The 26,962-nt window shown below is 50.6% G+C and carries 26 protein-coding genes; 8 read left to right on the top strand and 18 right to left on the bottom strand.

Annotated elements, in window-relative coordinates:
• Positions 1-11: 11 nt before the first annotated feature.
• Genes ACZ49R_RS01425 through ACZ49R_RS01415 form a run of 3 tightly spaced genes read right to left on the bottom strand, consistent with a single transcriptional unit; the run spans position 12 to position 1,687 of the window.
• Entirely contained in the window at positions 12-749 is a 738-nt protein-coding gene (locus tag ACZ49R_RS01425; RefSeq protein WP_464733432.1) for a hypothetical protein, read from the bottom strand.
• Complete coding sequence (locus tag ACZ49R_RS01420; protein WP_464733431.1) at positions 746-1,225, bottom strand: Rab family GTPase; 480 nt, start codon at positions 1,223-1,225, stop codon at positions 746-748. The genes ACZ49R_RS01425 and ACZ49R_RS01420 overlap by 4 nt, the downstream gene beginning before the upstream one ends.
• Before the next feature lie 27 nt (positions 1,226-1,252).
• On the bottom strand, positions 1,253-1,687 hold the full coding sequence (locus ACZ49R_RS01415; protein ID WP_464733430.1) for a hypothetical protein: 435 nt from the start codon (positions 1,685-1,687) through the stop codon (positions 1,253-1,255).
• 145 nt (positions 1,688-1,832) lie between these two features.
• Between ACZ49R_RS01415 and ACZ49R_RS01410 the strand changes: the two genes are divergently transcribed.
• Both ACZ49R_RS01410 and ACZ49R_RS01405 read left to right on the top strand, forming a co-directional pair.
• A complete protein-coding gene (locus ACZ49R_RS01410; RefSeq protein ID WP_464733429.1) occupies positions 1,833-2,222 on the top strand; it encodes a hypothetical protein in 390 nt (129 codons plus the stop codon).
• A 44-nt stretch (positions 2,223-2,266) separates the two neighbouring features.
• Entirely contained in the window at positions 2,267-2,521 is a 255-nt protein-coding gene (locus tag ACZ49R_RS01405; RefSeq protein ID WP_464733428.1) for a hypothetical protein, read from the top strand.
• A 372-nt stretch (positions 2,522-2,893) separates the two neighbouring features.
• Here the strand turns inward: ACZ49R_RS01405 and ACZ49R_RS01400 are convergent, their stop codons facing one another.
• The 3 genes from ACZ49R_RS01400 to ACZ49R_RS01390 all read right to left on the bottom strand — a co-directional run bounded on the left by ACZ49R_RS01400 (position 2,894) and on the right by ACZ49R_RS01390 (position 6,992).
• Positions 2,894-5,920 carry a hypothetical protein gene (locus ACZ49R_RS01400; protein ID WP_464733427.1) on the bottom strand — a complete coding sequence of 1,009 codons (3,027 nt, stop codon included), beginning with the start codon at positions 5,918-5,920 and terminating at the stop codon, positions 2,894-2,896.
• 166 nt (positions 5,921-6,086) lie between these two features.
• A complete protein-coding gene (locus ACZ49R_RS01395) occupies positions 6,087-6,527 on the bottom strand; it encodes a hypothetical protein (protein ID WP_464733426.1) in 441 nt (146 codons plus the stop codon).
• Positions 6,528-6,617: 90 nt separating this feature from the next.
• The gene (locus tag ACZ49R_RS01390) at positions 6,618-6,992 is read right to left on the bottom strand and encodes a hypothetical protein (RefSeq protein ID WP_464733425.1); all 375 of its coding nucleotides are present in this window, start codon (positions 6,990-6,992) and stop codon (positions 6,618-6,620) included.
• A gap of 11 nt (positions 6,993-7,003) precedes the next feature.
• On the opposite strand from ACZ49R_RS01390, the gene ACZ49R_RS01385 reads away from it, so the two are divergent.
• On the top strand, positions 7,004-7,144 hold the full coding sequence (locus ACZ49R_RS01385; RefSeq protein WP_464733424.1) for a hypothetical protein: 141 nt from the start codon (positions 7,004-7,006) through the stop codon (positions 7,142-7,144).
• Between the two features lie 28 nt (positions 7,145-7,172).
• Here ACZ49R_RS01385 and ACZ49R_RS01380 read toward each other — a convergent pair whose 3' ends face one another.
• A complete protein-coding gene (locus tag ACZ49R_RS01380) occupies positions 7,173-7,412 on the bottom strand; it encodes a hypothetical protein (protein ID WP_464733423.1) in 240 nt (79 codons plus the stop codon).
• A gap of 24 nt (positions 7,413-7,436) precedes the next feature.
• On the opposite strand from ACZ49R_RS01380, the gene ACZ49R_RS01375 reads away from it, so the two are divergent.
• Positions 7,437-7,676: a hypothetical protein gene (locus ACZ49R_RS01375; protein WP_464733422.1), complete on the top strand. Its 240-nt coding sequence runs from the start codon at positions 7,437-7,439 to the stop codon at positions 7,674-7,676.
• Between the two features lie 175 nt (positions 7,677-7,851).
• Here the strand turns inward: ACZ49R_RS01375 and ACZ49R_RS01370 are convergent, their stop codons facing one another.
• Positions 7,852-9,171 (bottom strand): hypothetical protein, encoded by a 1,320-nt coding sequence (locus tag ACZ49R_RS01370; RefSeq protein ID WP_464733421.1) that lies wholly within the window; start codon positions 9,169-9,171, stop codon positions 7,852-7,854.
• Positions 9,172-9,666: 495 nt separating this feature from the next.
• Between ACZ49R_RS01370 and ACZ49R_RS01365 the strand changes: the two genes are divergently transcribed.
• Positions 9,667-10,617 (top strand): P-loop NTPase family protein, encoded by a 951-nt coding sequence (locus tag ACZ49R_RS01365; protein WP_464733420.1) that lies wholly within the window; start codon positions 9,667-9,669, stop codon positions 10,615-10,617.
• Positions 10,618-10,632: 15 nt separating this feature from the next.
• Positions 10,633-10,833: a hypothetical protein gene (locus ACZ49R_RS01360; protein ID WP_464733419.1), complete on the top strand. Its 201-nt coding sequence runs from the start codon at positions 10,633-10,635 to the stop codon at positions 10,831-10,833.
• 278 nt (positions 10,834-11,111) lie between these two features.
• Here the strand turns inward: ACZ49R_RS01360 and ACZ49R_RS01355 are convergent, their stop codons facing one another.
• The 3 genes from ACZ49R_RS01355 to ACZ49R_RS01345 all read right to left on the bottom strand — a co-directional run bounded on the left by ACZ49R_RS01355 (position 11,112) and on the right by ACZ49R_RS01345 (position 12,550).
• Positions 11,112-11,831 (bottom strand): hypothetical protein, encoded by a 720-nt coding sequence (locus ACZ49R_RS01355; RefSeq protein ID WP_464733418.1) that lies wholly within the window; start codon positions 11,829-11,831, stop codon positions 11,112-11,114.
• A gap of 138 nt (positions 11,832-11,969) precedes the next feature.
• Positions 11,970-12,224: a hypothetical protein gene (locus ACZ49R_RS01350; RefSeq protein ID WP_464733417.1), complete on the bottom strand. Its 255-nt coding sequence runs from the start codon at positions 12,222-12,224 to the stop codon at positions 11,970-11,972.
• A 107-nt stretch (positions 12,225-12,331) separates the two neighbouring features.
• On the bottom strand, positions 12,332-12,550 hold the full coding sequence (locus ACZ49R_RS01345; protein WP_464733416.1) for a hypothetical protein: 219 nt from the start codon (positions 12,548-12,550) through the stop codon (positions 12,332-12,334).
• Positions 12,551-12,628: 78 nt separating this feature from the next.
• Between ACZ49R_RS01345 and ACZ49R_RS01340 the strand changes: the two genes are divergently transcribed.
• Together ACZ49R_RS01340 and ACZ49R_RS01335 are read left to right on the top strand one after the other, a co-directional pair.
• Positions 12,629-13,729, top strand: coding sequence for a DNA double-strand break repair nuclease NurA (locus tag ACZ49R_RS01340; protein ID WP_464733415.1), 1,101 nt, complete (start codon positions 12,629-12,631; stop codon positions 13,727-13,729).
• Positions 13,710-15,635 (top strand): ATP-binding protein, encoded by a 1,926-nt coding sequence (locus tag ACZ49R_RS01335; RefSeq protein WP_464733414.1) that lies wholly within the window; start codon positions 13,710-13,712, stop codon positions 15,633-15,635. The genes ACZ49R_RS01340 and ACZ49R_RS01335 overlap by 20 nt, the downstream gene beginning before the upstream one ends.
• On the opposite strand, the gene ACZ49R_RS01330 is transcribed toward ACZ49R_RS01335, so the two are convergent.
• The 7 genes from ACZ49R_RS01330 to ACZ49R_RS01300 form a co-directional block, all read right to left on the bottom strand.
• Positions 15,632-16,552, bottom strand: a complete 921-nt coding sequence (locus ACZ49R_RS01330; protein ID WP_464733413.1) for an EVE domain-containing protein — start codon at positions 16,550-16,552, stop codon at positions 15,632-15,634. The genes ACZ49R_RS01335 and ACZ49R_RS01330 overlap by 4 nt on opposite strands.
• A gap of 4 nt (positions 16,553-16,556) precedes the next feature.
• Positions 16,557-17,006, bottom strand: a complete 450-nt coding sequence (locus ACZ49R_RS01325; RefSeq protein ID WP_464733412.1) for a hypothetical protein — start codon at positions 17,004-17,006, stop codon at positions 16,557-16,559.
• A gap of 567 nt (positions 17,007-17,573) precedes the next feature.
• Positions 17,574-18,065: a hypothetical protein gene (locus tag ACZ49R_RS01320; protein WP_464733411.1), complete on the bottom strand. Its 492-nt coding sequence runs from the start codon at positions 18,063-18,065 to the stop codon at positions 17,574-17,576.
• Positions 18,062-18,898: a hypothetical protein gene (locus ACZ49R_RS01315; RefSeq protein WP_464733410.1), complete on the bottom strand. Its 837-nt coding sequence runs from the start codon at positions 18,896-18,898 to the stop codon at positions 18,062-18,064. The genes ACZ49R_RS01320 and ACZ49R_RS01315 overlap by 4 nt, the downstream gene beginning before the upstream one ends.
• Positions 18,895-20,316, bottom strand: coding sequence for a BREX system Lon protease-like protein BrxL (gene brxL, locus ACZ49R_RS01310; RefSeq protein WP_464733409.1), 1,422 nt, complete (start codon positions 20,314-20,316; stop codon positions 18,895-18,897). The genes ACZ49R_RS01315 and brxL overlap by 4 nt, the downstream gene beginning before the upstream one ends.
• A gap of 6 nt (positions 20,317-20,322) precedes the next feature.
• Positions 20,323-23,688, bottom strand: coding sequence for a hypothetical protein (locus ACZ49R_RS01305; RefSeq protein ID WP_464733408.1), 3,366 nt, complete (start codon positions 23,686-23,688; stop codon positions 20,323-20,325).
• Complete coding sequence (locus tag ACZ49R_RS01300; protein WP_464733407.1) at positions 23,688-26,762, bottom strand: hypothetical protein; 3,075 nt, start codon at positions 26,760-26,762, stop codon at positions 23,688-23,690. Before ACZ49R_RS01300 ends, ACZ49R_RS01305 begins: the two co-directional genes overlap by 1 nt.
• Positions 26,763-26,962 lie beyond the last annotated feature (200 nt).

Below are 26,962 nucleotides of genomic sequence, written 5' to 3'. Positions count from 1 at the left end.
TCTCGACTCCGTCACTCAAGTGAAGCGTATTGCCGTTTTACGCACATTCCATGCCATTGTGTGCAATCTTCAAGTCTCAGCGGCTTCAGGCCCAACGCCCTGAGCAACAAGTGCTCCATTGGATCCCTTGTGTCTATGTACCATATCTCTGCGGCGGAGAACTCCGCGTCGGTCTCTCTGCCGCAGACGATTGCCACATCGAATGTGCCATATTTTGTGAGGTCGCCCTCTTCGAAGGCGACAAAGGCGGAGGATGAAAAGATCTCCGCTATGGGGCTGGCGGAGAGGGGCAGTACCGAGAGCCGCTCCATCTCCCGCTCGTAGAGCTCGTATCTGTCGTATATGACGACGTCCATACCGGCGATAGAGATCAGCTCAGCTCCGAAGCCGCAGGGGAACCACCCTGCCACCAGGGCTAGGCCGCCGGGCCTCAAGAACCGCTGGACGAAATCTATCCGCTCTGCCGTCCACGCCATGTGTACAAGCGCGTGCAGGGCGGCGCGCGTCTCCAAGTCAAGTCTCGGCCTCTCGCCGAAGAGGTACGGCAACACGACATTGTCGAAGACTGTGGTGGCGTAGTGCTCTACGTCTACGTCTCTCGCGCCGATATACTCCACGCCGCGCCTCTGCAAAACCCCGAGCTCCGCCAGGGCGTCTAACAACTCCGCCATGCGCGACGTCAGCGGCTTAGACGCAAGTGCCACCAGGAGGCGGACGGCGTTTGTCTTGACCAGAAGGCGGCCGATCATGGCAACAAAGCCAGGAGCTGTTCTGGTTCGTCAAAATATGCAGAGATGTAGTACACCTTAGCCGCGCCCACCGCCTTCGCAATCTCGTCCGCTTCGATAAAGACCCCGCTTACCTTCGCGAGATCCATCTTGTTACCCACTATGACGACTTCTCGAAAGGGCCTTATCCCCCTGTCTAGTAACGCGCTGTGTATCTCCGCAATGGCGTAGAGAGTGTCTCTGTCTGTCACGTCGTACATGTATATGACTCTGTCGGCGTAAAAAGTCCACATCTTGGCGAAGTTCAGAGCTACCTCGACCGCCAGTTGGCCGGGGACGTCTATGATGTCGTATGTACGTCTGGACATATATATCGTATATATCCCCGGCCGCCTAGTGACGTGGGGCCGTATTGATAATCCCAAGATCCGGTAGACGAAGGTGGTCTTGCCGACGCCGCCGACGCCGAGGAGGGCGACTACCCGCCTGTTGAGCACGGGAAGAAAAGAGCGTTGTTGGAAAAGCTAGGTCAGTAGGGCGCGCTGAATGCTGACCCAGGCGGCGAACGTGCGGGGATCTGCCTTCAACATCTCTTTAAACTCCTCCATCTTGACTTGGGCCAGTAGCTCCGGCGGTAGCTCTGAGAAGTCGTCCTCCTCGAAGAGCCGTTTCCAACACGTGTAGCCATAGGCGTACACGAAGGTGTAGCCGTGTTTCAGCAACCACTTGGCGGCGTAGTAAGTCATGTAGAAGAGCTCCGCGGGGACGTAGTACCAGATGTGGCGCTCGCCAAACACGACATACGTCAGCTTAGACAGGCCGGTGCACTGCCTGTGGTAGCGTTTCCTAACCGAGACGTCTTTAAACCACGCCCTGAAACAGGGCGTGGGGCAGTATCTGAAGTATAGATGTAGTCTCACGGGTCTTGGTTGGTTGGATTGCGAAATTCTAGTGTCCATAGCCGGGCGTATACACGTCCTAATATTTCTTCTAGTTACAACTTGATAAATTGTCAGTGTGACCAAAACTTTTTGTAAAGTCTCTCCCTCTTGTAGTAATAAGACATACCTTCTGACTTTTCTTAACCAAAAAATCCCAGAAAATATGAGGACAATACTCCAAGACGACATGCCCGTGATGGCGCTTAGAATTATCCATGTTAATCCGCCTACGCCTGGCTTCTATGTCGCCTTGAAGCACATTGTCATATACTGGTTGGAGACTCGCCACCGAGGTAACTTAGTGTCTCTCAAGCCGCAATTAATCAACCGGTTTCTAAAGGAGTATGGCGTTTTCAATGGACTTAAAGAACCAACAAAAGAGTCGATATACAAGAGAGTGGGCTTCTTCGTAAAGGCGCTGAAGGAGAAGGCGCGCATGTGTCTGTATGAGGTTAGGGACAATGCGCCGGTATTTCAACGCGATTGTCTAATTGCGTTCTTGCGCCACACAGACTACGACTTCTGGGCCCGGGCGATTCGGGAAGTCGCCTAACCCCCTCTTTTTCCTAGCTTTTCTACTCTTGTTATTTCACGCCCGTGGACGTGGTGGAGTGGATATTGGCCAGGGCGAGGGCGCGCGGGTGTATGCGTGTCGTCGTCATAGGCGGAGTGCAATACGGCGTATTGTCCTCGGTGCGGGCGTTGATACCAGGCGTCCGCATCACAACAAGAGAGCTACGGCACATAATCCGGCGCCACAATCTGCCATGTCGCGTGGAGTACGTCGTCAACAGAGACCCCTACCTAGTCTGCAGATGCGACTGGATACAGCTACTGAGAGGGGCACATTAACTCTACCATATCGCCAGCCGGCGGCGAGGGGGTAGAGGGCAAAGGTAGCCGCTTTCTCCCCCGAACCTCAGCCTCAAAACCCGCACGACCGCCGCCCCGGCTCCAGGCGGCGGGGAGGCGCCGCCAGCCCCCAAGCCGCCCGAGGTAGCCCAGACGGCCGGCCAACCGGGAAGGCCAAAAGCCGCAAAGCCAGAAGCGGCAACCTCACGCCAGCCCCATCCGCCTTCAAACCCAACCGCCACCCCCGCGGACGGCCTCCAGCCCCAGCGGCAGCAGACAGAAAATGACGATCTGGCGCCACGCCCCCCGCCCGCCCTCTTGCCTCTGCGCAACCGGGGCGGGCCCCAAGAAAAGACCAAGAAAGGGGATGTGTTAGATGTGCCAGTAGAACAGCTTTAGAAACGCCCGCCTCGCCGCCTGCTCGTCGCCCCTCTTCAGCGCGTCGGCGAGCTCGCCGAAGAGTCTCCCGACGACCCCCCGGTAGGCGCCCTTTCTACCTTCTGCAAGCTCGGCGGCTGCCTCCCAGTCGCCGTGTAGGTAGAAGACAGCCGCGCGGAGAAACGCTTGGAAGGAACTTACCACATATTTCCACGTCTCTCGATCCTTTACTTTCGTCTTTTTTACCTCTTCGTAGGTGCGACTGTCTTTGCTTAGGATGGCATCATACAACCTTTGCAAGGTGTCGGCAACATGCGTCTCTTCCTCCATGTACATGTACTCCATAATATCCACCTCCTTTGCCGCCTCTACTGCCCTCTCCACGTAGTTGCGGTCGCACATGGCGGCGACGGCTAGTGCCGCCGCGTATGCCTCTGGGTGTACCTCGGCGGCTTTCAGCGCCTCCTCGGCTTCGCCTTCCAGACATCTGCCCGACCGCCCCTCCACCGCCTTAGCAACCTCCGCGGCAACGAACTCAGCCGCGGCTTTGGCAAAGGCATCTGGCGTCAAAAACGGCTTCCACGCTTTTGCAACTATCCAGAGTTTTTGGAAATCCCAACGCTCCCCTTCAACATCCCACTCAAGCGCCCCCTCGGAAAGGAAGGCAACACGGCCGAGAAGTGACAACAGTACAATGCGGTTTGACTTATCATCTTCTCCTTTCAACGTCTCTTGGAAGTGCCTCCGCGCCTCCTCCCACGCGCCTTGGGAGAAGTATGCAAGTCGGTATAGGGTGTGGAGGTAGTAGCGCCATCCCTTCAGTAGAATCTCATATTTCTCCTTGGGGTCTCCGCCCTCTACAGACAGCCACTTCTTCAGCCCCTCCTCCCGCTCCACATCTAGCTTCTCCAGATCTCCCAACACCTCCTCAGCCTCTTTCAAAACCGACAGAGGGTCGCCGCCTCTTCGCATCTCATGCTCAGCTTGAGCGAAGAGGTAGTCCAGATACGCCACCCACATCAACGCCCCATCTCCAATCTCCCACACAAAAGTCTCCGCTCTTCTCAACGCTATGCCAGTCATATTCGGATTTTTTCTCGCAATAGTTGTCCACATCTTTGCCAGGAGTGTTTTTACCACGTCGTCGCCCCTAGACACTAGAAACGGCTCTATGCCAAACGATTCCGCATAACTTCTTACATAATATGCTATCAGATACTGTAGCTCCTTCGGAAGTTGAAGCTCTTTCGGAAGCCCGCCGGCTTTCCCCTTCAGTCTCCACCACAGGTTCTTGATAACCCTTTCATGAAACCCTAACCCTACCAACGGCGCGAGTTGAAGCGCATATGCGCCCCAGCGGAAGGCATGTCTGGCCAACTCTTGGACTTCGTCGTCGCCGTACCCAACGGTCTTGCACCTCTCCCAGAGCCAAATGACGTGGCTCAAGGCGCTAAGCAACATTCGGCCTGTGTATTCTCCGCTTTTCTCTGACTCCCACGTCAATATTTTGAGGAGCGCCTTCCTAACGAGGGCTTGCTCCTCGCGTGTCTCGTCTAGTGTGTTGACTAGGTGGCGCCACTTCCACCATCCCTCCCTAAGGCGGTAATAGGGCCGCCGGCCGCCTCCCAATTTCTCCTCACCCCTTTCGACCAGCCAGTACTCCTCCAGCGCGGGGGCGCACCTTAGCCCGTGGCTTCTGACGTACTTAAGTACCTCCCCGGCGAGCTCTTCCGCAAGCCTTCTGCTCTCATCTTCGCTCTTCGTCAACGACTTTAGGCACATGTCGGCTGTGTCTGGACATAGGCAGGCCAGCTCCTCCTCGGCGGCGTCTCCATAGAGAAGCGCCGCTAGGGCGAAGTTGGTCTCCCTTATCTTGTCGTATACGGCCTTGACTGCGGCTTTCATAATCCTGGCGTTTGCCTCAGCCGCCTTCTTGGCCTCTTCCGGCTTCATTTTCTCCAGCTCCGCCAGCGGCGTGTAGAGCCCCTCCGCCAGCGCCGGCATCCTCTCCAGCTCCTCCCTGGTGAACCCCAGCTTCACCATGGTCAAGGCGATGTAGATAGAGCCGGCGGACGCCCTGTAGAGAAGGTCGCCGTACCTTTCCCTCACCTTTTCGTACTCCCCCTCCGGGAGGTTGGCCCTAAGCATCTCCTCGAACTCCTCCGACGCCGCGGGGTCCAGTAGGTAGACGTCTCTCTCGTCTTTCACGGCCCCCATCAGGAGCTCTAGTGCGGCTCTCCTCAGCGGGTTTTTGTGATGCCGTATCTTTATGGCTTTTTCAAATAGTTCTTTGTATTCGATGTCGTTAAGCCTTTTGACGTAGATCACTCGAGTGCCGTATTGCGCCAGATACATCCCCAGTTTTAACACAGAGGTCTCATAAAGCCAAAAGTCTGCCAAGTCGTCAAATATGAAAACGCCGTTGAAGCCTTGGCGGGGGGGCTGCACGGCGGCGTTTTTAATGTCTAGCACCGCGGCCGCCGCTGGGATGGAAATAACCATGGCAGAGGCGAGTTGCTCCACCTCACTAGACTGAGCCTCTTCCACAAATCTACTCACTAGTCTATCAAGATTAGGCGGTTTAGAAACACCGAGGTTTTCAAGTAGAAATTCCACGAAGCCTTTAACCCTGTCGGCGTTCTCAGTAGTCTTCCCGTCTCTCTTCACAGCTTTTAATACCTTCTCCGCCTCCTGGACCCAAGGCTCTATTCGCGATAGTATACCGACAAGAGCTTTAGCAACCGTGTTGGGGTCTGTCTCCAACACGGCCACGGGAATGTAGACCTTGGGGAAGACGTGCAGATCTCCCACCTCGTAGAGATAGATGTCTGGCTCCTCTCTCTCAGTACGCGAAATGGTCAACACTTGGGGAGACACTTGTCTAGCTATGTAAAGCGCTGTGGCAGTCTTCCCAACCCCCGGCGGCCCCACAAGCGCCAAGACGCCGCTCTCCCTCAGCCTCCCGGCGGCCTCCTCCTCAAACCCCCTCTTCACGTAGCGAAACTGTATCACTGAACCCACCGCGTTTATACAGGCTGTTTTTATTTATAGATTTTTTCATTTTATCCGCGTCTCAGGCCGTATATACAGACATAGCCACGCTTAACCCACAGACGTCGGGGACAACTCCTCTCAACCGCGAAAAGACGGCTTTTTTGCCGAAAGAGCGTCAATGATGTGAAACCGCCTAAAGCTTGAGATAGTTGAGACAGAGGTCTCTGTGTATGCGCTCCACTCTGAAGCCGATTGTGTACCGCCACGTGTCGAAGTCTGCCTGGTAGAAGTAGTTGGCGAGGATGGTTAGGGCGTTCTCCACGTATGCGGCTATCTCAGAGCGCCAGTCCCCTCCCAGCTCCCGCTCGCCCAGCATGGGCTCCCCGTCCTCATATACGAGGGCGACTTTTGTGGGAGACTCTGCGTTGAGCTCCCTTACGAAGTCGTAGAGGTCTCTGCCTATCTTCTCCGCCTTGACTAAGACCACTACCCTGTCTACGACGTCGCCCGCCACTATGAAGTGGAGACCGATGCGGGTGGGCCTGGACTCCGCATCCAAGCGCACCTCCCTGGGGCACTTGATGCCGTATGTGGCGCAGAGGGTGGGTATTGGGTTTACGCGTTTCATAGGCACTCCGCAGACGCGCGCCTTATGTATACACCTCGGTGGCGGGTGAAGTTGTGCGCGACGCAGAGGGGGATTCTCTCACGTCCGGCAGACATACTACCTCCTTACGTAGTCCAACGCCTCTTTTACACATTCTAGTTTGTTGTTGCAGAGCTTAGCAAGTTGACGTAGGTAGTCGTCCCAACCATACCTCTCGCCTACGCACGTCACAGTGCGGCACTCCGGCTCTCTCTGCCGAGCCGGAGGCGTTCCGCTTTTTACAACGAGACGCGGATCTAAGCCGTATGACTTCGCAATACGGTACAACACATTTTCGACGAGCTGAAAAGGCCAGTCCTCTCTCCCAGGAGGGGGCCAAGTGCCGGCGCTAACCCTTCTATACATCTCCACTAGAAGCCTTGGATTAATACCGTTCTCCTTAGCGGCGCGATAGAGGACACCTTCTATATACCTTTGAAGCCACTCCTCCATACAAAACGAATATGGAGCCCCTTATAAACTTTTTCTCTGTAGCTCTATCTAAGCGAATAAACTATGAATACATCTATGAATACATCACAGTAATAATAGTTGATACGATATATTCACACATCACTCAACCACTCGGCAACATAAGCGTTTGATTACATTCTAGCGCTACAGCCGCCACGGCTAGTTTGTCTCTTGCGGCCGCCAACAGGCGGCTTCTCTTTCGTGTCTGTAGTACTGCTCTAGGTCTTGTGGCGTTGGTAGGAGCTTTAGTGTGGGCCCCTCGGCGCATTGCACCTCCACCACGGACCCCCACTGGCATATCCTCGTGGGGGTACAGCCCCTCTTCCTGGCTAGAGAGAGGGCACACTCCACGCCGGCGCAGGGCGCCTCTTCGAAGCGGTCCATGTAGTAGATAAGCATATTAACTAGTGCGCCCCCGTATATATGCTTCACTTCGACCGCGTGGTAAAGATGACGTCCTCTACATACGCCCTGTACAAGGGAGAGAAGAGAGTAGCCGAGCTCTACATCACGGCACTAGGCGCCATGCTCGTCCTAGAAGACAAGACAGTGGTGGAATACGACGGAGAAAACACATACATAAACGGGAGACCAGCCCCAGAGATGCGAGAAGAGGTGAAGAGACTGGTGGAGGAGGTGGTCAACTGGCCGGAGACGAACTGATGGCGAGTCTTGCCGAGTGTCTTGTCTTTTTGTAGAGCGGCGAATTGTCGCATCTTTTTCGTTACACTCGGTATACGGTAGACAAGAGCAGATCTCTATTAGATAGTTTATCTACTTAGCCATCTTTCACACAACCGCATTTTTAAAAATGGTACACGAGTCAGAGGCTTTGTGGCTACATATCTCTGGTTTTGTATACGTAGGATTTCATATCTCCTCTCGAATAATAGCCTTTTTCTGTGAATACATCTGGCTTAAAGTATAATGGCTGGTTTATGCCATGTTTCTTTAACTCGCCTTTTATAACACGAGCTATGTCAGTTACTAGTTTTATAGCTAGTGTAGAAGGCACATAGACGATTATTGGAAGTTCGTGTCTTCTTATATAGTCGTTTCTCCTAGTAGTGATTTCGGTTTTATACTCCAACTCCTGTCTTTCAAGTTCGTCAATTATGTCTCTAGAGAGCTTTGGATAAACGCTTACAGGTACATAAACTATCCACTTACCAACTAAGACATCTCTAAGACGAGCGCCGGCAGATCTAGAGTCGAAATCAATCGATAAAAGATTGGCAAGATTATTTATAACTTTGTTAAGTGTTTGGTCATTAAGTCTACTTTTTGAGTTTACAACCGACTCGATCATTATTATAGCGCTCGTAAGCGGGCCGCTAATAATGCGTATGAATTCTCTAAACTCACGTTCGAGAAGCTCGATGTCTGCACCAAGACCCCTCTTAACGACTTTAACTAAGGTATCTGCCAAAGTGTCGATAGATGTCCCGGCGGCATCACTAACCGTCTTAATGATAACGTCTACAGTCTCTCTAAAAGCCCTATCCTGTATTTCTTCCCAACGCCTACCCCTATGGAAAAGTACCGGTCTATTTGTCTCTAGGCGAAAGCCTGCGCTCCACATAGCGTTAAAGAGTTTTTCAACATCGCGTTTTAGTTTCTCGTCTACGCCGGGTAATTCGCCAACTTCAAACCTCCAGTCGTCTATCCTATTTAGCATTTGCCAGATTTTAAACGCCTTATCGACTACACCATCAGCTCGTTCTAGTGATACTCCATTTACCTCGGCCAAATGCTCAAGAGCTTCTCTGTCCTTACCTATTCTCTTCGCATATCCCTGGTGCTTAGCTAAGTGGCACTTTTCGCAGAGCAAGCGCAAGCCGACTAGACGGGCGACGCCTCTAATAAGTTTTCCCTCGGCGTAGATACGGTACCTCCAATCTTCGTCTATATCTCTACCTACGTCGCCACATATAACACATCTACCAGACCTATCTAGGCTATTCCAATAGCGGCTTATCTCTCTAACAACCTTATCACAGTCATTACAAACAGCTAGAAAAGCCTCGGGGGCGGCCCTTGCGATATTGGCGAGATTAAGTCCCCACAGAGGGCCGGGAACAAGCCTAGGGCAAAGCCTAGGCAGATGGGTACAAACATCTGTATAAACGTCGTATTCACTAGAGACCACAGTCTCCACACCTCCCAATTTTAAATATTACATGTGAATAAACTTAAAGACGTCCCCTTGATGACGTGGTAGACGACGTAGTAAGTCATAGGAAACAATGGGCGTACACCAAATACAATGCTCTACAGAGACTGTTGCCACACAGAGACGGAACGCCCTTGCGGCAAGTGGAAAAGAGGTGGGAGGTCGCTCGCATAAAACAACCCGCCTTCCACTCCAGCGGCGATTCTCAAAAACTCTCTCCCATGGAGCAACAAGCCTTGAGTTCGTCGAGCCCGTCTCCTGGGCGCGGCCAGACTCCTGCTTCGGGTTGCCTAGCGCGAGACGCGTCTCGAGCCCGGGGAGACCTGTGTAACAAAGAGATTTAAACCATTTTTACAAAAGACGTTTTAGCTATCGCCATGCCAGACAAGCGTTTTGTAAAGCGTTTTGGTATTTTAATGAGCAATATGGTGGTCGCCGTCTTGTCCTAGCGACTTTAAAAACCCCCTTTCGTTATCTACGATGTTCAAAGTAGATCCGCTTGAGTGTTTAAACACAATTATTGAAATTGTTGACAAAAACGGCGGGACGCTTTCAGACTTCAGTATTGAGAACGAGAAACAAACGATTTGTTTTGATATGCTGAGAAGAAGTTGTAGAACTTGCTTTGTTAAAGACCCCAGAAGGAGTAGCAGACAACATCCAGTGTATATAGTGAATAAAGACTGTTTAGCGACGTGTGTTAAAAACAAGCTTCAGATTCAGAAGCCCGAAGAAACAGTATCTCTACAAGAGCTTATCGACTTGGCGTGGAGACGATTTCTGGAATCACCATTTGCAGAACTTAATGAATTAAACAGCGCGCTTGTCCATGTAACTAACATAATGAAAATTTGGACTACAGAAGTGCAACACAAACCGCATGTCATACTTATAGGCCCGCCTGGCTCAGGCAAATCCTTTATCCTGTCGCTCTTCGACCACGACGCAGCGCCTATATTCTACGGCGCCACCACAACGCCGATGGGGCTCGTGACATATCTCGCCGAGCGCCCAGTGGCGCTTATTAGATTCGACGAACTCGACAAGGCGAAGAAGGAGACTATAGATGCCATGCTTCACATAATGTCAGAAGGCCGCCTAGTTATGTTGAGCAAGCAGAGAGGAAGGATTGAGATTAAAGTTAATGCGCCGCTACTGGCCGCCGCAAATAGAGATTTTGCAATAAAGCGGTCTGAGAGTTGGAAAGCGTTACGAGATCGTTTCCTTCCAGTGGAGTTGGGAGACTTATCAAAAGAAACATTGTTTAAAGTTTTGAGTAGACACATTACTGACAAAGAGCTGGTAGAAAAGATTGTGGAAGCTCGTGTTTCATTGCGGAAGATCATGTACTACATAGAGCTTTGGAAACACATAGACGACCACGAGCTAGTGAAAGAGATAATCCTTGACGACATCAAACTACACTTTTAAAAACCAGAATATTTTGTGTTACGCATTCAAGAATACTTCATAGAAAAGAAACACTTTACACTAGTTGTGAAAAACAAACTGTGGGACAAGCCGGCTAAACTACAATTCTTAGATTGCGTAGATCCGTTAGGCGGAGTCGTTATGACTAAGAGAAGAGTGATTTCCAAAATAGCATATGCAGGTGAATTAACTATGTGTACAACACCACTTGGTTAATTCTTTCACGTTATTGTTGTTAGAGAAATTAGTCAAAAAGTGGGGAAACATCCAGTGTACGGTTGGATAGAGACCGATATTGGATACATCAAGTCATTTCCTCCACTGGGTGAAGAAGAAGTAGTGTTAAATCGCGCAATTCAAATTTCGTATATTCCATAGCCACTGCGAGCTAGTGAAAGAGATAATCCTTGAGGACGTCGAAGGCGGTGTTTCTCAGCCGTAGCTTTTTTAAAAGTTGCCGCTGTATGTATAGCTAACGGGCGTGGCTTGTGTATTTAGATTTTTCTCGGGCGGTATTGTGGCCAGAGGTCTTCGTAATTTATAGGTATGAGACCTCTGGCCTCTAACTCAAGTCTTCTATGGCACATGCCCCACACCTCTATTATGTCGCCACTTATAGACTTGGGCTCTTTGCCAAGGTACTTAGGCCTAAGTTCACACTCAAACTTGCTTTCCCGCTTTTCCACTTCGATTTCGATAGAACTTCTGTATGGATAGGTGTGGAACAGGAGTGTATATGGCAGTTTTTCTGGTGCTATTTTTATAGAAATTCCACTAAAGACGTCGCCGCGTACAAACGCCAAGACCGATGGCTCCTCTATTATATACACCTCCGGTCGTGCTAACGGCGCCTTTAGATACTTCACAAACTTTCTATACTCAGGCATTTGGTAGTGGTAATTTGCAATTTCGTACACAGCCAGATATCTAACAACAAACGCGAGGGGGTCGTGGTAATACACATAGCCGCTTTGCTCTCTAGAGCTGGGGGACTTCAGCCCAGACTCTATGTTTTCTAGCGTTTTTAACACCGCTGGGCTAAATACGTGGTTTTTTAACGTCCAGTATAGCCCCCAGGCGGTGGCCATGCCCTCGTCTCCATAAACTTCTTCACTTGCTAGACAGTGGAACCTCTCATGCGCTCTTAGATATAACAACGCGGTATTGACAACTTCTTGAAATACCCAAGAGAGGTTTTTTGTAATCTCTTCCATGATCCGATTAAATCCCTTAACATCCCATTTCTTAATTCGTTCCAAAATTTGGCTATATCTACTGCGGCACTCTCTGTCTGGCCAGTGCAGACATGTGTTGAGGACTCTGCCAAGTACTTGGCCTGTCAAGGTCTTTGTTCAGCTCTCTATCCTGTCGGCTATGTAGTATATGGCGTTTCCTCTATCGCAGAACGCTAGGTGTTCAATATAGTCTTGTCCGTCGTCGCACTTCCCTTGTACGCCGCCGGTTATAACAAGACCGCCGCCTGGGCCTGGGTCTACGACGGCGACGGGGCATTCATCAGTTGGTTCAAAGCCTTCTCTAGGAAGTTCTTCTTCTTGCGAAGGCGGGAGAGGTTTCTTCGCACACACCTCCCCTTTAGACAGTAGCACTACCTTTTTAGGCGTCGAAACAACTACATGACGTTGTTACAACTTGTTTTTTAAACATGGCGCTATTGAAGACGTCGTCTCTTGAGACGTATCGACGTTTTAAAAGGTCAGTCTGGCTCCATATATAGTATATCGATTAGTCTCTCTGCGATGGGTAACGCCAGTAGCCAGCCTGTGTTTTCGTCGTAAAATACCCAGCCTTTTAGTTCTAGAAACCTCCCTCTAACTTTTGCTATCACTTTCATAGGTCTGACTGGGTCGCTAGGTCTCTCGGGCAGTTTGTAGAGACCGTAGCCGTCAAATACCTCTGCCAACTCTACTATCATAGAGTATTGAGGGCTGTTTTTGAAGATGTCTAGAGGTATTACGTCGATAACATTTTTAGTTTTGGTGAACTCTCTCTTGTGGTCTTTAGTCTTATACGCCAACTTGTAGACGAGCTAAGAGGCCTATCTGAACCGTTAAAGCCCTCGCCAAGTGCCCGTGCAGAGGAGAAAAGTGAAGTTAAGCCGCTAGGCAACCCCGGCCCACATCTGGCACGTCTAAAGAAAAGATTTCATTTCGCCGTTGTAGATGGGTCGTCTAGACGTTTCGGCTCTCCACATTTTAGAGTTTTTATCGCCGGCGTCGCCGTGTACGGCTTAAGCGGCGGCGCGGTGCGCGTCTACCCTGTAAACCCCCCATTTGAATACCCCTTTATCGCCATAAAAGCTCAGCGCGATACTCTAAGAAAGCTAGAGGGCAAGTTTAGAGAAGTTAGAACAAGATCTCTCTCTGGGAAGTACTACGACGAGTTAGATGAAGACGACATTAGCGATGAGGTGAGGATGGCTCTTGAGACAGACGTCTTAAGTTGGGTACGCGGTAGAGAAGTTGTAATTTTAGACGGGCCTATATACATAGGCATCTATGAGAAGAAGGACTTAGCCAACTACAGGCTAAAAGCCGTTGAGGAACTGACGGAGGGCGGCTCTATAGTCGTGGGCGTAGTTAAGCGCGTAGACGTCTCCAAGAGATTGTGTAGAGGGGGCGTTTTGGAATATCTAGGCGTGGGTCTTGAAGAGTCGACTTGTAACGACGCGGCAGTAGTATCACAAATCGGCAAAAGCCTAAAGGCGGCGTTCCGCGACGTATATCTAATAGGCCCCTTTGAGGACAGGCCCAAGGCAAGCGGACGTCTTGACGACTATATATTCCCCGAGAGAGTCTTTTGGTACGTCTACAGTAGGATGGGCCCTGGAGTTTTTAGAATAGAGACGCTGAAAAAAGTCTTTGAGGAGAGGCCTGGCGACGTCGAGAACGTGGCGAATTTCATAGCGTCTTCAATCGACAGCAACGGGCTGCCGTATATGGTCGACGTCGCCGATTCATATGCCAGAAAGATAACTAGTGGCCTCTACATAGCTTTATACGAACTTATGATGCAGAATAACATAAGCCCAATCTACGAATCTCTGATAGAATACCGCACTGCTTTACAAGACTATGGAAGAGGAGTTAGTTAAGTTAGTTAAAGATCTGGAAGAGCTAAAAGCCGGCGTTCCAATAGGCTATGTTTCAGCAAGTGAAATAGTTAAAGTAGGTAGAGAGAAGGATATAGTTGTCGAATTGCCATACGATAACTATGTAAATAGAAAAATAGAGCTTGGACAATACCTCGGCATTTATACATATATACACCGTGTCTTTATACTAGGCCGTGTTGTAGAAATTTCTAGAAGCCACGCGGCTGGCCTCGTGGGGAGGTTGCCAGTGTTCACACAGCCAGACCCCACAGGTGTCCAGACGCCTGCGGTTGTAAGACTTGAGCCTCTTACCGAATGCCCCCGGGAGTGGAGCGGGTGCGAGCCCGACGTCGTTAAATCGCCTATAGACCCCCTAAGCGTCGTGTTTGAGCCAAGCCCCGACTTTATTAAAACTATGTTAGGCATCCCAAGAAGTGGAGCGGTAGTAGGCCTACTACGCGCGGGTTCAAAAGACCTAAATGTACAAATCCGGCTCCCAGAGGCCGCGCTCTATCAACATATGCTTGTCGTAGGCACCACCGGCAGCGGCAAGACAAGTTTTCTCAAAAACCTAGCGCTATCTACACTCAACGAGCTAAACGCCACCGTAATAGCGCTAGATCTACAAGGAGACTACCTCCACCTGGCTCTACCGGGTAGAGAGAAAGGCCTCTACCCACCGGCTGATAAAATCACAGTAGTCATGCCAATAACTAGACACTTGTTACATGATCTTAGAGACGACATATGGCACGTAGCCAATGAGTATTTAAAGGAAGATGGCTATACCTTAGCCGACCTTTACGACGAAGAATTTGCAAAAAATGTAGGATGTGCCCTGGGGCGTATATTTGTCCAACGAAACTACGAGCCAAACGCCGAAGTTGTCGACTGTAAGACAGAAGTCGAAAGCGTAGAGACCCGGTCTGGGGAGAGACAGACCGCCGCAGTGCCCCGCCACTATATAAAGGCTATAGATATGACTGTTGCAGTTGGCGATTGGACTTTTGAACTTAGGCTAATCCCCTGGGCTCTTAGATTTAAAGAAAGCTATAAAGATATACCGAGGATATACCCCGTCTTCACTGAGAAAGTAAGTATGTTTTTTGCAAGGATAGTAGAAATGTTAAACTTTGAAGACTTAGACTCATTAATTTTAGGCGGGGGATTAGAGAAGCCCGAACGGAAAGGAGGGGAAACGCGGTTGCAGGGATTAGAGAAGCTAGAAGAGATAGGAAAGCGGATGCGATTGCATAACAAGCAGGTTGAAAACTTAATCAGGGGTCTTCATTCGCTTTATGAAATTGGTATATTTGACGTAAAGTACGAGGTGGGAGAGCGCGTAGAGCGAAACATTCGTGGGGCGAAGAGCGCCTATTTTGGCGAGCCTGACTACCGCAGTCTGTTTAACGGCCTTGTTGTTGTAGATCTAGGCGCGTTTAGAGAAAACCCACGTGTGGCGTCTATTGTGGTGTATAGGATTTTGTCAAAATTATTTGAAGTAAGAGATGTGGAAATGCGCGCCGGCGTGCATAAACCCACCTTTGTCTTTATAGACGAGGCCCATAACTATTTTCCACAGGGAGGAAGAGAGGATTTTGCTAAAGAGAGTGTTGAAGCGATGATAAATAAAATCACGAGATTAGGCCGTGTTAGAAAAATTGGAGTGATCTTTGCCACACATATGCCGGACGATTTAAACGACCTAATTATACAGCTGACTAATACAAAAGTCGCCTTTAGAAGCGAGCGGAGAGTTTTAGAAAGAGTTGGGCTCGCCGATTACGCCGACCAAGTTCTATATGCGCCCAGCGGCGTTGGGGTAATTCAGAGTTGGATCTTTAGAACACATACGCTCGTATTCCACTCCCTAAAGCCAATGACAAAACACAGAGGCCACGACTAACGCCTCAACTTAGCGAAGAGTTTAAGCCACCTCTCGTGTCTCTTGAGGTCTCTGTACATCTCTTCGACATCTTCCACCGACATCACGTGTAGATGGCCCGCGATTTCGTGGAAGGCGCCAGATAGGTAGGGCTCCACAAGCTTCTCCGCCCTCTCCCTCTTCCTCTCGTCGGCAAAGACCAGAAAGAGGGCGCACCTCCACACGTCGTAGGCGTGTTTAAGCGCGGCGAGAGAACGCTCCACCTCGCCCCCCACCACCACCTCAAACACAGCCACAGGCGGGAGGCGCCTCTCCCTCTCACTCCTCCACCACACCACGTCATGTCTAAACGGGCTGTTCTCCACCTCCCTCTCCCCATAGAAGCCCAGAAGGCCCCCCACCTCCACAAGCATCTCAGACACCGCGTCGTGAACTCTCCCAACGCCACGCCGGCGGCCCCCCACGGAAAGCCGCCCCCCAGCCGCCGCATGTTGGGAAGGTGGCACAGAGGCGGAGAGCCTCTCTTCAATAGCCCTCCCCAACTCCGGCGGCAGAGGGGCTCTGCGGTAGTAAAGCGAATAGAGCCTAAGTTTCTGGGGCCCGTCGATGCCGTATTTAGCCAGCAGAGGCGCGACCTCGCCGATGGGCAGCCTGCCGGCGGCCACCGGCTTGACCTCCACAACCCAGGGGTATTTCACCCTGCCCTCCTCCACCTCGTCGGGCCAAGTGGGGCCCGCCGACTCCCGCCAGCGGCCGGCCACCTCCCACACCGCGGCAAACGACTGGCAGAGTTCTCTACACCCCTCCTTCAGCACGTATACGACGAGCTTGTCCCCAGGCTTTACTAGCTTGGTGTAGTCCCTCGGAGTTCCGTATAGTCTCTTCTCTTCGCAGACTAGGTAGTTTTCCTCGTTTAACATCACTAGCCAGTAGTCCATGGCTCTAAATGCGCACTAGATTGGAGAGGATCTGCCGTAGCTTGTCCTCTGGGATTGTCTGTATGCCGGGGAGGATCTTTACCCCGAGTTGGGCTAGGGCGTGTCTATCTATTAGGCGCCAGCGGCTTGGCTCATGTGGGTTTTCTCTAACCCCCTCCGCAATAGCTTTGACCTTGAGGACGAGGTAGAGCGGCCAGTCTCCCTGGGGCCAGTACCGCTCTTTCAACTCTCCCACCTCAACAAGCTCACCATACAGCGCAACACCCCCCTCGTTAAACTGATTTCTATTGACGTAGAGAAGAACCTCGGCCCCGGGCCTCACCCTCTGATCCACCCTCTTTGCGCCCCAGAGGAAAGAGCTGGCGGGAAATCTCCTTATTAGTTGACTCTTCCTCTCTAGAAAATCAACTAAACTATGTTGAAAATTTTCAAGAGACCCCTTCAATAGAAGCATTGTACTGATTTTCACCACAATATAAATATGCTACGTCTGTATGTCGCCGTATTATTGGGATCATCACCATTAGACGTAGGCACATTGGTCGCTTTATGATAAGACACTAAGAGATGTAAAAAGTTGGAGATTGGTAGTTTGCGTAATAAGTCATATAGCGACTTTGTGCTATCTGGTGAGGTACTAAATAAAGGTATTTTGTAACTCTCTTTGTCCCGTCACGCTCGACGCTTCTCTCTATATGATTCTTCCATTTTCTGTCTCAAGCTGTCTGTTGTACACCATTACGTCTACAAATACTCCGTCCTATGTAGTTAAACAACATGTGGCTCTGCCATAAGGAGTTTCAAATTCTAGGAACGGCAACCTCTCGCCGTAGTCAATATACGAGTTAATAGCTCCACCAATATAATCTGACTCTATTCCTACACAATGGCACACCCACGACGGGAGCACCACTCCTGTTCTGAACAGAGCGGTCTCTCCAAACGACTCTAGTATCGAGTCTATAAACTCTTTGACTAAAGTTTTCTAACTCCCGCTATGCGGTAAGCTCTCTGTCTCGCATTACGGCTTGTGGTCTCTTACCGCCTTGTCTATAAAGACCTTGAGTGCCGATGTTAATGCGTCTAACATCGCGGCAGCTTGTTTATTTCTCGCCGTGCGTCTTGAGAGTTCTATCGCTAGTTCGAGAAACATTGTGAGGGCTATTGCAACGCCTGCATATTGCCCATCCACAACGGCTGTGAAAAGCTTGCCCCATCTATCGATGTCCCTAGCCCTCCTCATCATTAATAAGTAAGCCCCAACGACGGGGCCTAGGTCTTCCCTAACGCTGTACACACTCTCATTGCTAGACACCCTCATAGGCACGATCGCTCCATGTTTTGCGAGTGTTGACACTACGTAGTTGAATATTTTATCGGTGTTTTTACTACATAGCTTAATTACTGTTGTGACATCTCTCTCGTCCCCTATGTTATATAGGAGCTCATTACATTTGCTTCTACTCCTCAAGATTATATAGTAAGTGGACTCCTCAGTTTGTTGAGCCATCATAATAATTTATGTATCAAAATATAAAAGGCTACTCTGCTGAAGAGGAGCACCGGCATGTGCTCGTGCTCACTAGAGGGTTTAAAGCCATGTGTAATATATAAATCTCGTCCACGTATTAGTACCATGTCGTAGCCGTGATCAGAAAGCACAAGAGTCCTCCTAAGAGATGCCTCGTTAATTACCTCCCTAGCTATATCCTCGATTGGAAGTTTTTTCACAAACTCCTCAACGCCCAACTGTCCAAGCTCATGGATTGACTCATCAATTTCACGCTTAACTCGATGAACCGAGGCGCCAAGCTCCCTAGCAATGACGCCAGCTAATCCAGAAAGCGTTAATGGGTAAGTTACGGATTGGCTTGTGACAAACTTAGTGACGCCGACAGGATTCACAAAGACCTCCACCAGTAGCGAGGTGAGCCCTTGGGTTCTAGCATAAGCGGCTACTACGACGTGTTCTATTGGCGACATTCCATCGTAGATGAGCACAGAGTCTGCGTTGCCGATTCTATGCTTGACGGAGTTGAGCACAAGCTTGAGGTTTGCCTCGCCATCTATAGTCACCGGCCTATTGCTCTTCATGAGAGAACTCACCCAACTAATGAATTCCTCAATCAAATCGACTAGATCGCCTTTAGCAATCGCCACTAAGTGAGAAGGCACCAAGTGTTCAATTGATTTAACAGCTGCTAAGCTCTGCGGAGCCGCTCGCTTTAAGGCTGTATATACAAAGGAGAGGAGTACAGCTCTGTAAACGTTAGCTAGGGCGTTTCCCATGAGGAGCTTAGCCACTCGGCTCTGAAGTTCTTCAAATAATTCATAAGCCGTTCTCATCCCCTCACCCTAGCGTCCAGTCTCTTCCATTTAAATTCACTGGGGGCCACTCTGGAGAGTATATTAACCACGTTTTGTCTAAGCTCAACAACTAGGCTAGCAATCGCTCTCAACTCCTCTCTATCAAACTCTCCGTGTGGGAACAACAACTTAGTCAACGCAGATAGGAGTTTCTTAACGGCAATTTCATCTCTAATAGTATAATTGCCCACAAGCTCTACGTGTTGTTCAATGAACTTTTCGAAACTGATATCTCTAAGCTTGTGTAGTATCTCCGATAGATAGTCAACTGCTAAAGCCATACCGCTAGCTAGGTGCTCGTCGCTCCTCTGTATCTTTGGAAGTTCCCAACCCGGGAGCAAGCCGTGAATCCTATCTAGAAGCGCCGCGTCCCTCATGAAGCTGGGCAAGCTATCGATAACGGAGTCCAACAAATCATCGCCAAGCTCGATATTGCCCATGAAGACCAGGGAGCACGTGCTGTGAGCCCTCTTGAGCTGTCCACGCTCGAAGAATCCATCGACCATGTAATCCTTGAGCTTAGCAACGACCTCATCGGGGTTTGTGAATCTAACCCTCGAGATCTCATCGAAGATCACGGCATCCTTCGTCCCGATATCACCAATGATCTTAAGTCTCGCGTCATAAAAGAGCCTAGCGGCACTAACTGTGCCCCCTGCGTAGATCCTCGTGTAGTACGACACATTTCTGTAGAGATAGGTCTTGCCAGTCGCTCTTGGCCCAAGCTCAAGCAGATTTACGTTGCTCTCGACAAGCGGCGCTAACCTAGTGAGGAGGATTAACCTACGCCTCTCATCATACATCGATGGGTTTAAGCCAATGCTCCTAATGAGCAACTCAACCCACTCCCGCGTTGTGAACGCCCTCCTCCCCTCGACGAACTCGCCCACATCGACGTTGTAGACTTGGAACGGCTCGAAATCCGTGAGGATCAGCGGCGTGAAGCACGGCCTCTCGCGGCCAACGAGCCAGGCTTTGAGGAGCTCGGGCCTGTACTCAAGAACCCCTATCCCCCAAAGCCCCGTGAATATCCTATCGAACCTACTCACGATGGACTCGCTGACGAGGGCATCGTAGATCTGTAGGTTCGGTATGCGCAAGATGTAGATATCCCTCTTAAGATCGACAGAGGCCTCGAACTCATCTATCAACGTGACCCTCCCCTCGCGCTTAGCCTTGCTTAACACCCTATCCCTATCCCTGGGGTCTGGGTAGTACTCATTAACCACGCTCGTAAGCTTCTCAACCCAGCCCCTTGGATCGCTGTAGTAGTACTTCGTGATTAAGTACTCAGCTATGAACCTAGGGAGCCTAGACACAACCTCAAGCCTCGCCAACCTCTTATCGACGGCGGCCCATCCGAACACCCTAATGACCTTCTCATCGAGCGTTGCCATCGATGGTCAGCTCGGCAGGAACCTATCGAAGCTGGATCGAGCCGGTGCGAAGTAGCTGCCGAACACCTCCCTAACGTTATCCTCAGCCACCGGGTTCGACAAAGATATCTCAACGCTTACACGCCCCTTCGCATACCCCTCACTAATTAACCTACTTACGAAGTTCACAATTGGCTTAACCCTGCCCAACTCCTCATCGCTAAACCTCCTCAGCTCGAGCCTTACGCTCATGGCTTCGCTCTCAAGCTCAACCCTAAAGAGCCTAACCTCGGAGCCAACCCTGCTAAGCAGCTCCCTAAAAGCCCTAAGCCTAGCGTAGAGGTCTTCAACGTTGAAGCCAGCGGGTAGGCTTAGGTGCACAGTGTCCAAAACGCGCTCAGGCATTGTGGGAAGTCTCGGAGGCGGCGTTGGGAGAGCTCCCTCCTCGAGCCCCTGAGGTGGTGGTGCCTTGGGCTTAGTCTCTATCTTCAAAACCCCACTGATGGATCCACCTGCCTCGCGCCTCACCTCAACCGCCAACCTCGCGACCTTGTCAGCCGCCTCGACGATTTGGTTGTTGAGGCGCTTAACCGCATCTACCGCAATGCCTAAGCTAAGGGGCTTCACTCTATACGTACCTCTCATGATGTTTTCAACCTCATCCTCAAGCTTGACCTCGTTAGAAATAGACCCTCTCTCAAGATCCTTCCTATACCTCTCCAAAACCGCAACCACAATCTCCATCGGATCCGTTCTATAGCCTAAGCTGCGGATGATTTCAACGAAGAATCTATTCACTATAGGCGCATACATAGATATGCTGCGAGCTAGCGCATCGGCATCTGCGTGCTCAGGAGCCTCCCTCGCCACACCCATGGCTAGCTCAGCCACGTCCTTAGCTACGAAGGAGCTCTCGTCAACGCTGTAGTGAATCACCTTTCGATAGAGATTAACCACTGCACTCACAACCTCCCTAGAGAGCTTGACAACCCGCCCCTGAGCGTAGCGCTTAACCTCCTCAACCTCACGCTCCAACTTGCTCCTCAAAACCTCCCTACCCCTGCTCCTGAGTTCCTCGAGATACCTCATAATGTCGCCTCGCTTATGCACAATCCGTTCATGCTCAATCTGCTTATGCACAATCCTCTCAATCTCGCTCAACCTCTCACTCAAAATCCTCTCAAAATTCGGCAAGTACTCACGCAAAAACCTCCTAGACCCCTCGTAAATCACCAACTTACTCAGCAAATCATCAATATTACGCTTGCTCAGGTCTGGAAGTAGAATCAATAAGTGTAGGTGTCTCTCCAACCCACCGCGGTTAAGCACGGCCTGGAGAGAGTTAGCTATTGAGTTGGAAATACCGTCGTAGCTCTTACCCTCTACGTAGATCTCACTAAACAGCGTTGAGTCCCACGGCGGCACAACGACGAGCAAGAGCTTACCCTCATTCTGAGCTTGTCTAAAGGTTTGATCTGAGAGTAAGTTTTCGATATTTTTAACCTTGTCATACTCCATGATTGTGACTACAACATCATCGCCCCTCCCATCTATGGTTAGCTTAATGCTTGAGAAGAGCGTGGGCACCATGCTCTGCCTGATGTAGATAGGTATCTGCTCAGCACCACGCCCACCCTCGGCAATGCCAGCCCTCTCCCTCTCCCCAGCTATGAATAAGTACAGCTTGTGGTATAGAGTGGCGTAGATGGTCGGTAGGTAAAACCTCCTACCACCGACCTCCCTCTCCTCAACCCTACCACTGCTCTCGCGCAGCCTATCCAACGCAGCGCCGAGCTTATCGACTATTCTCGAGAAGTCTCTAGCGTACGTAGCCGCAGCCTCCAACTGAACCTCATCCAGGGTGGAGCCGTACCTCTCCACAACCCTTCGATCACTAGTCTCCAAAAGTTCAAGCACTTTTGCCGTTATGCCCTTTGCCATGATGTACTTAGCCACTAACCCAGCGGCTTCGCGGACATCCGCATCCTCGATCTTACTCACTACGTTTATGACCTCGCCAACGGCTTGATCCCACTGATCTTTGATTAACTCACCCGTGAACTTCGTTAGGGCCGTCTCAACCTCCGTCAAGTGCTTAAGCCCGATCACGTACGTGCCCTCAGCATCGCTGCGCAAAGCCCTCTCAGAGGCTAAACACGCTATGTTCAGAACCGTGCGCACGTACTCAGTCCCTGGCATATCACCGGCGTTTGTAAGCTTCATCAATAGATTAATCAACCCAGGAGAAAATGGGTAGAACTCCCTGATCTTATCCTCAACGCGAGAGAGCGCATCGGCTATCCCGAGCTGAGAAGCGACACCCCTCAACCACTTAATCAACGCATCGCGAGCAGACGGCCAGTCACCACTCACGAACTCTAAAATCCTGTACTTAGCAATCTCAAGCGCGTGCCTAGGCTCGTAGGCGTACTCCACAATCCTAACGCCACCGACAGCCCTACTGTAGCGCTCAGCCAACAAGTCGAACTGCTTAAGCAAGCCATCGATCTTCTTGTAGATAATCTCATTATCAACGTTTAAGTCCCTCAACGACTCCAGATCCCTGCGGTCTTGATTAGCGAATACCCATATAACAACGCTCGCAGCCGCAGTATGAATCAACCTATCGTAGAGATGGGACAGGAAATTAATGATTTCCTCAACCTCAAAAAGCGCTCTGTTAGCCTCATGTATCTGCCCCCTCTTAACCAACTCCACATAGTCCTTAACTCTATTTACAACGCCAAAGCCAACCTCATCAGCCAACAACAACAGCCTAGGAGTGCCGCCTCTCCTTCCGAACTCATCTAAGATGCTCGCTATAATCTCAGCCAAATCCCTACTCGACAGAGCGCCCAACCTCCCACGGTACTTACCCAACACATCTCCAACAGCCATCACGAGCTTTGGGTTCTTCAGCCCACTCACTGAGTGCTTACCGCTTCCATACGCCTCCAACTCTCTGAGGATTTGCTCAAATGGGTGAGCGTCACGCTTTGAAAAGTCGAAGCCAAGAACGAGAGTATCTTCGATTAAGTCCTCGCGAACTCCCAGATCAACGTGACTCAAGCCCTTATAAGCATCGGAGGTTAGGAGGTGCCACAGCAGTATCAAAGCGTGCGTCTTACCAAACCCAAAGCCCCTCTCCAGAGGCACGCCGACAACCCTGCCCGGGGCGCTGAGCCCCTCCACTATCGACTTGACGAAGTCCCTAAGCGACTTTGTGGGGTATGTTATCTCAAGCACGTGCTTCGGATCCGAGAACGGCGACCTCCTAACGTTGCCAAGCCAGTCATCGATGACTGTGTAGAAGCTTGGTGTTAACTCGCCCTTCAACTCCTCACACGACACCTTGAGCTTAACCACCTCACCCAACAGTCTCGGCGAGCTCATCACTTCTCACCCCGTACTAGTCTGAGCAATGCCCTAACAGCGAGCTCCCTAGCCACACCGTCCTCAGAGCTCCCCACGAGGTATTGATCAAGCGACGTCTTGCTTATACCAAGATCCTCATCTCGCGCCGTCTCCAGAAGCACTATGGCAAGCGACGCAGCCTCGGAGATCTCATCTCCACTCCAAACAAGCTTACCACGTATGCTACTAGCCCTAACACTGGGCGCACCGCTCTCGTTAAGCGCTAGGTAAGCTAAGTAAATGGCCCTACCAGGCACCGTCTGCGAAATAGACTGCCACGGCACTTTAGCGCCTGTCGCCGTTAATGCTTTTAATACAGCAACAAAGAGCGCCTTTCCACTCTTTTTACTTTCACCCTCCTCTTCATCATCCTCACCGCCGCCGATTACCGACTCGTAGATAAGCCCCAACTTTTTCAGCCTATCGACGTCGTAGCCCAAGAGCTTTGCGATAGTCTGGGCGAAGTCATAGCTCAAGGGCAACGGTTCGTTCCTACGCACGCCGCTCTCCAAGTCAACCCTAGACAGAAGCCACAGCGTTAGGTAAGACCTAGTCGCCGCATCGCGAAGCATAGCTCTACGCACATAGTCGATAACAACCCTTGCCTCGTCCTCAGCTAGCTTAGCTGGCCCAGACTCGACAAGCACCCTACGAAGAAGCGGCGCTACGAACACCTCAACAACCTTAGTTGCCGCAGCATCGAACAACTGATCGAACTTAGCCCCAAAGACCTCAAATCTAGACGCCACAGCCAAAGCACTGCCAAGTATCAACGTCATCAAATCAGCAGGGCTAGCACCAGCCTCCCTAGCGACCTTCCTAACATCCTCAACAACTTCCTCTACAGCCTTGACAAAGCCCTGGTGAGATAGCAAAGCCCTCCTAATGTCGCCGCCGACCTCTGCAATCCTATATCTAGTATACTTCCTAGCCACTATTACGAGACTAGTCTCCTGAGCCATACCGCGAATCAACCTCTTCAACCTAGTCTTCATCTCAGTCTTAACAGGCCACACCTTAGAGACGACGTATCCAGCGCTGTATAGAGCCTCGCCGACACTCCTCCACGCAATGTCAGTCGGATGTGTAAACCAAAGCACAAGCACACCATCATCCCTCAAAACCCTGTAGGTCTCCCTAACAAACTCACTGAAAAACCTACGAAACCTACCACTTGAGTCCTCCCTATCACGAGTAACAACCTCACGCTCCCTAGGCACTACGGGGCTATCCCAACTCCAACCAGAAAGCCTCAAGCCAGGCTTGAAGAGGAGCTCCAAAACAGGGCGCAAAGCCCTACGAAGAACAACCCAGAAAAACTCACTCCTATCACTGTAAATCACTTGCTCGAAGTACGGAGGATCCACATTTACGACATCTACAGAGCCAACACCTAGAAGCTCAGAAAGCCTAGTAGCATCAGCAAGATAGACAGAGACCCTATCGCCCAAGCCAGCACCACGAAACTCCTCACACAAAAACCTAAGCACAGGCAAAATACCGCCAGCAGTCTTAGTATATTTACCAGACTCAGCAACCTCGATTTCAAGAGCCCATTCAAGGGCTAAGTCAATACGTTTAATTTCACTGTATTCATTTCTAAAATCGATCGAGTCACCCCTCATAGTATGTCCAATCAATACGCGGGATGTATGCCAATGTGTTGCTATTGTGTTGTAGTCAGCAATTTTGTCGATTGCAAAAGCTAGGTAAAGCGCCACGGCTGCGCCGAACTCGCCGTTCTTCGAAGCAAGCTTGTCCGCAGTCTCTGCGACAAACTTCGTCAACTTAGCCAAAGCCAACAACTGCCTTGGGTTGAAGAGCATGTACCAGTGCGTAAGTCCCCTATTCCTAGCAGGGGCGGCCCACGCGTTTTCACGAGGAATCTCATCAACGGGTATGTAGTCCCAAAGATCCAGCACATCCCTACTCAAATCCCTAAACGCCTGAACAAATCTCTTTTTCTCATCCTCATCGCCCCATATAGCCACGAAATCATTGTCAACTTGCTTAACCAGCGGTATATGAAGCTTGAGGAGCTCCTCTTCCATCTCAGGCTTGACCTTACCAAACTCCCCGACAACACTTCTCATCAGTTTTGCATGCTCAGAGAACCACCTATTGAACGGCGTATCACCACCAGCCCTACCCCCTCTGAGCTTAAACACCCTATCGCAGTACGGGCACGTAACGGTGCTACGAGACCTCGCGTAGGGACTTTCGACTTTAGCATCGGTAGTCTCCGCAGTGAACGTCTTCCTATCCTTATCAAACACCAACCTTAGGTATTTCCTCCTGAAGCTCCCCCTATTCGCAATCTGCGGAGCAACCCCTTGAAGAGGAATAAGCCCACCGCAGTATGGGCATTTAATGCCGCGCGCGAAGATGTAGTTCATGGCGTCCTCTCCATAGTATTTGTCCAATTCCTCTCTTGCTCTACTTACAAGCTCTTTAGCTGCCCTCAACGTCTCCTCGAATAAGCCCGCGTCGGCGTATTTGGCGGGAAACTCAACAGTCGCCTTCAATATCAGGTAAGCCACCGGGTTGTACTCAATGGCTATAGTCCTAAAGCCAAGCCGAAGAGACTCAAGAGGTATTGAGCCCCCACCAGCCATTGGATCGACAACGACTATCTCACTGGGCTTGCGGCTAATGCTCTCCTGCACGAGCTTCGCCACCTTATCCCTATTGGGCTTCGCCATGTATATCACCGGCGGTATCCTCCTCCTATTCAGCAGATGGAGCTGAAAGCCCAAGCCCAGAGCCTCCCTGAACTCGCCTAGGTCAATGCCTGTGGTTACTACGGAGGCTAGGGTTAATACGCGAGCAGGGCTTGTAGGCCTTCTAGCGAACCACGTGTGGATATTATGCGGTTGAGGAAGCCCCTTACTAAGCGCCTCAGGCTCAAAACCAAACACCTCTTTAAACTCCTGCTTAAAACGCCCCCTAGCGGTTCTAAACGCAGCCTCAACCTCAGAGCAAACATTAACCTCCCTAAGAGGCAACGCCCTCTCTACCAACCTAGCAACACCACCCAACACACTCTCTACCATATAATCAAAGCTTTCATAAGCAACTTAATAAAAATTATCTTTCAATCCGCAATCACCGTGGCGATTGCAATATGTGTAATTAACCATATCCTACGGTTCTCCGTGTCATTCAACGTTGATGAACTGCTTGCTCAAGTCTTGCGTAGCTTGATCCCTAAACATGTCTAGAAATAAACAAAACGCCTTAAAAGGAGGAGAGA

The sequence above is a fragment of the Pyrobaculum organotrophum genome (assembly GCF_055384425.1).
Note: the sequence above shows the minus strand (reverse complement) of the source record. Positions and strands in the feature narration are given on the sequence as shown.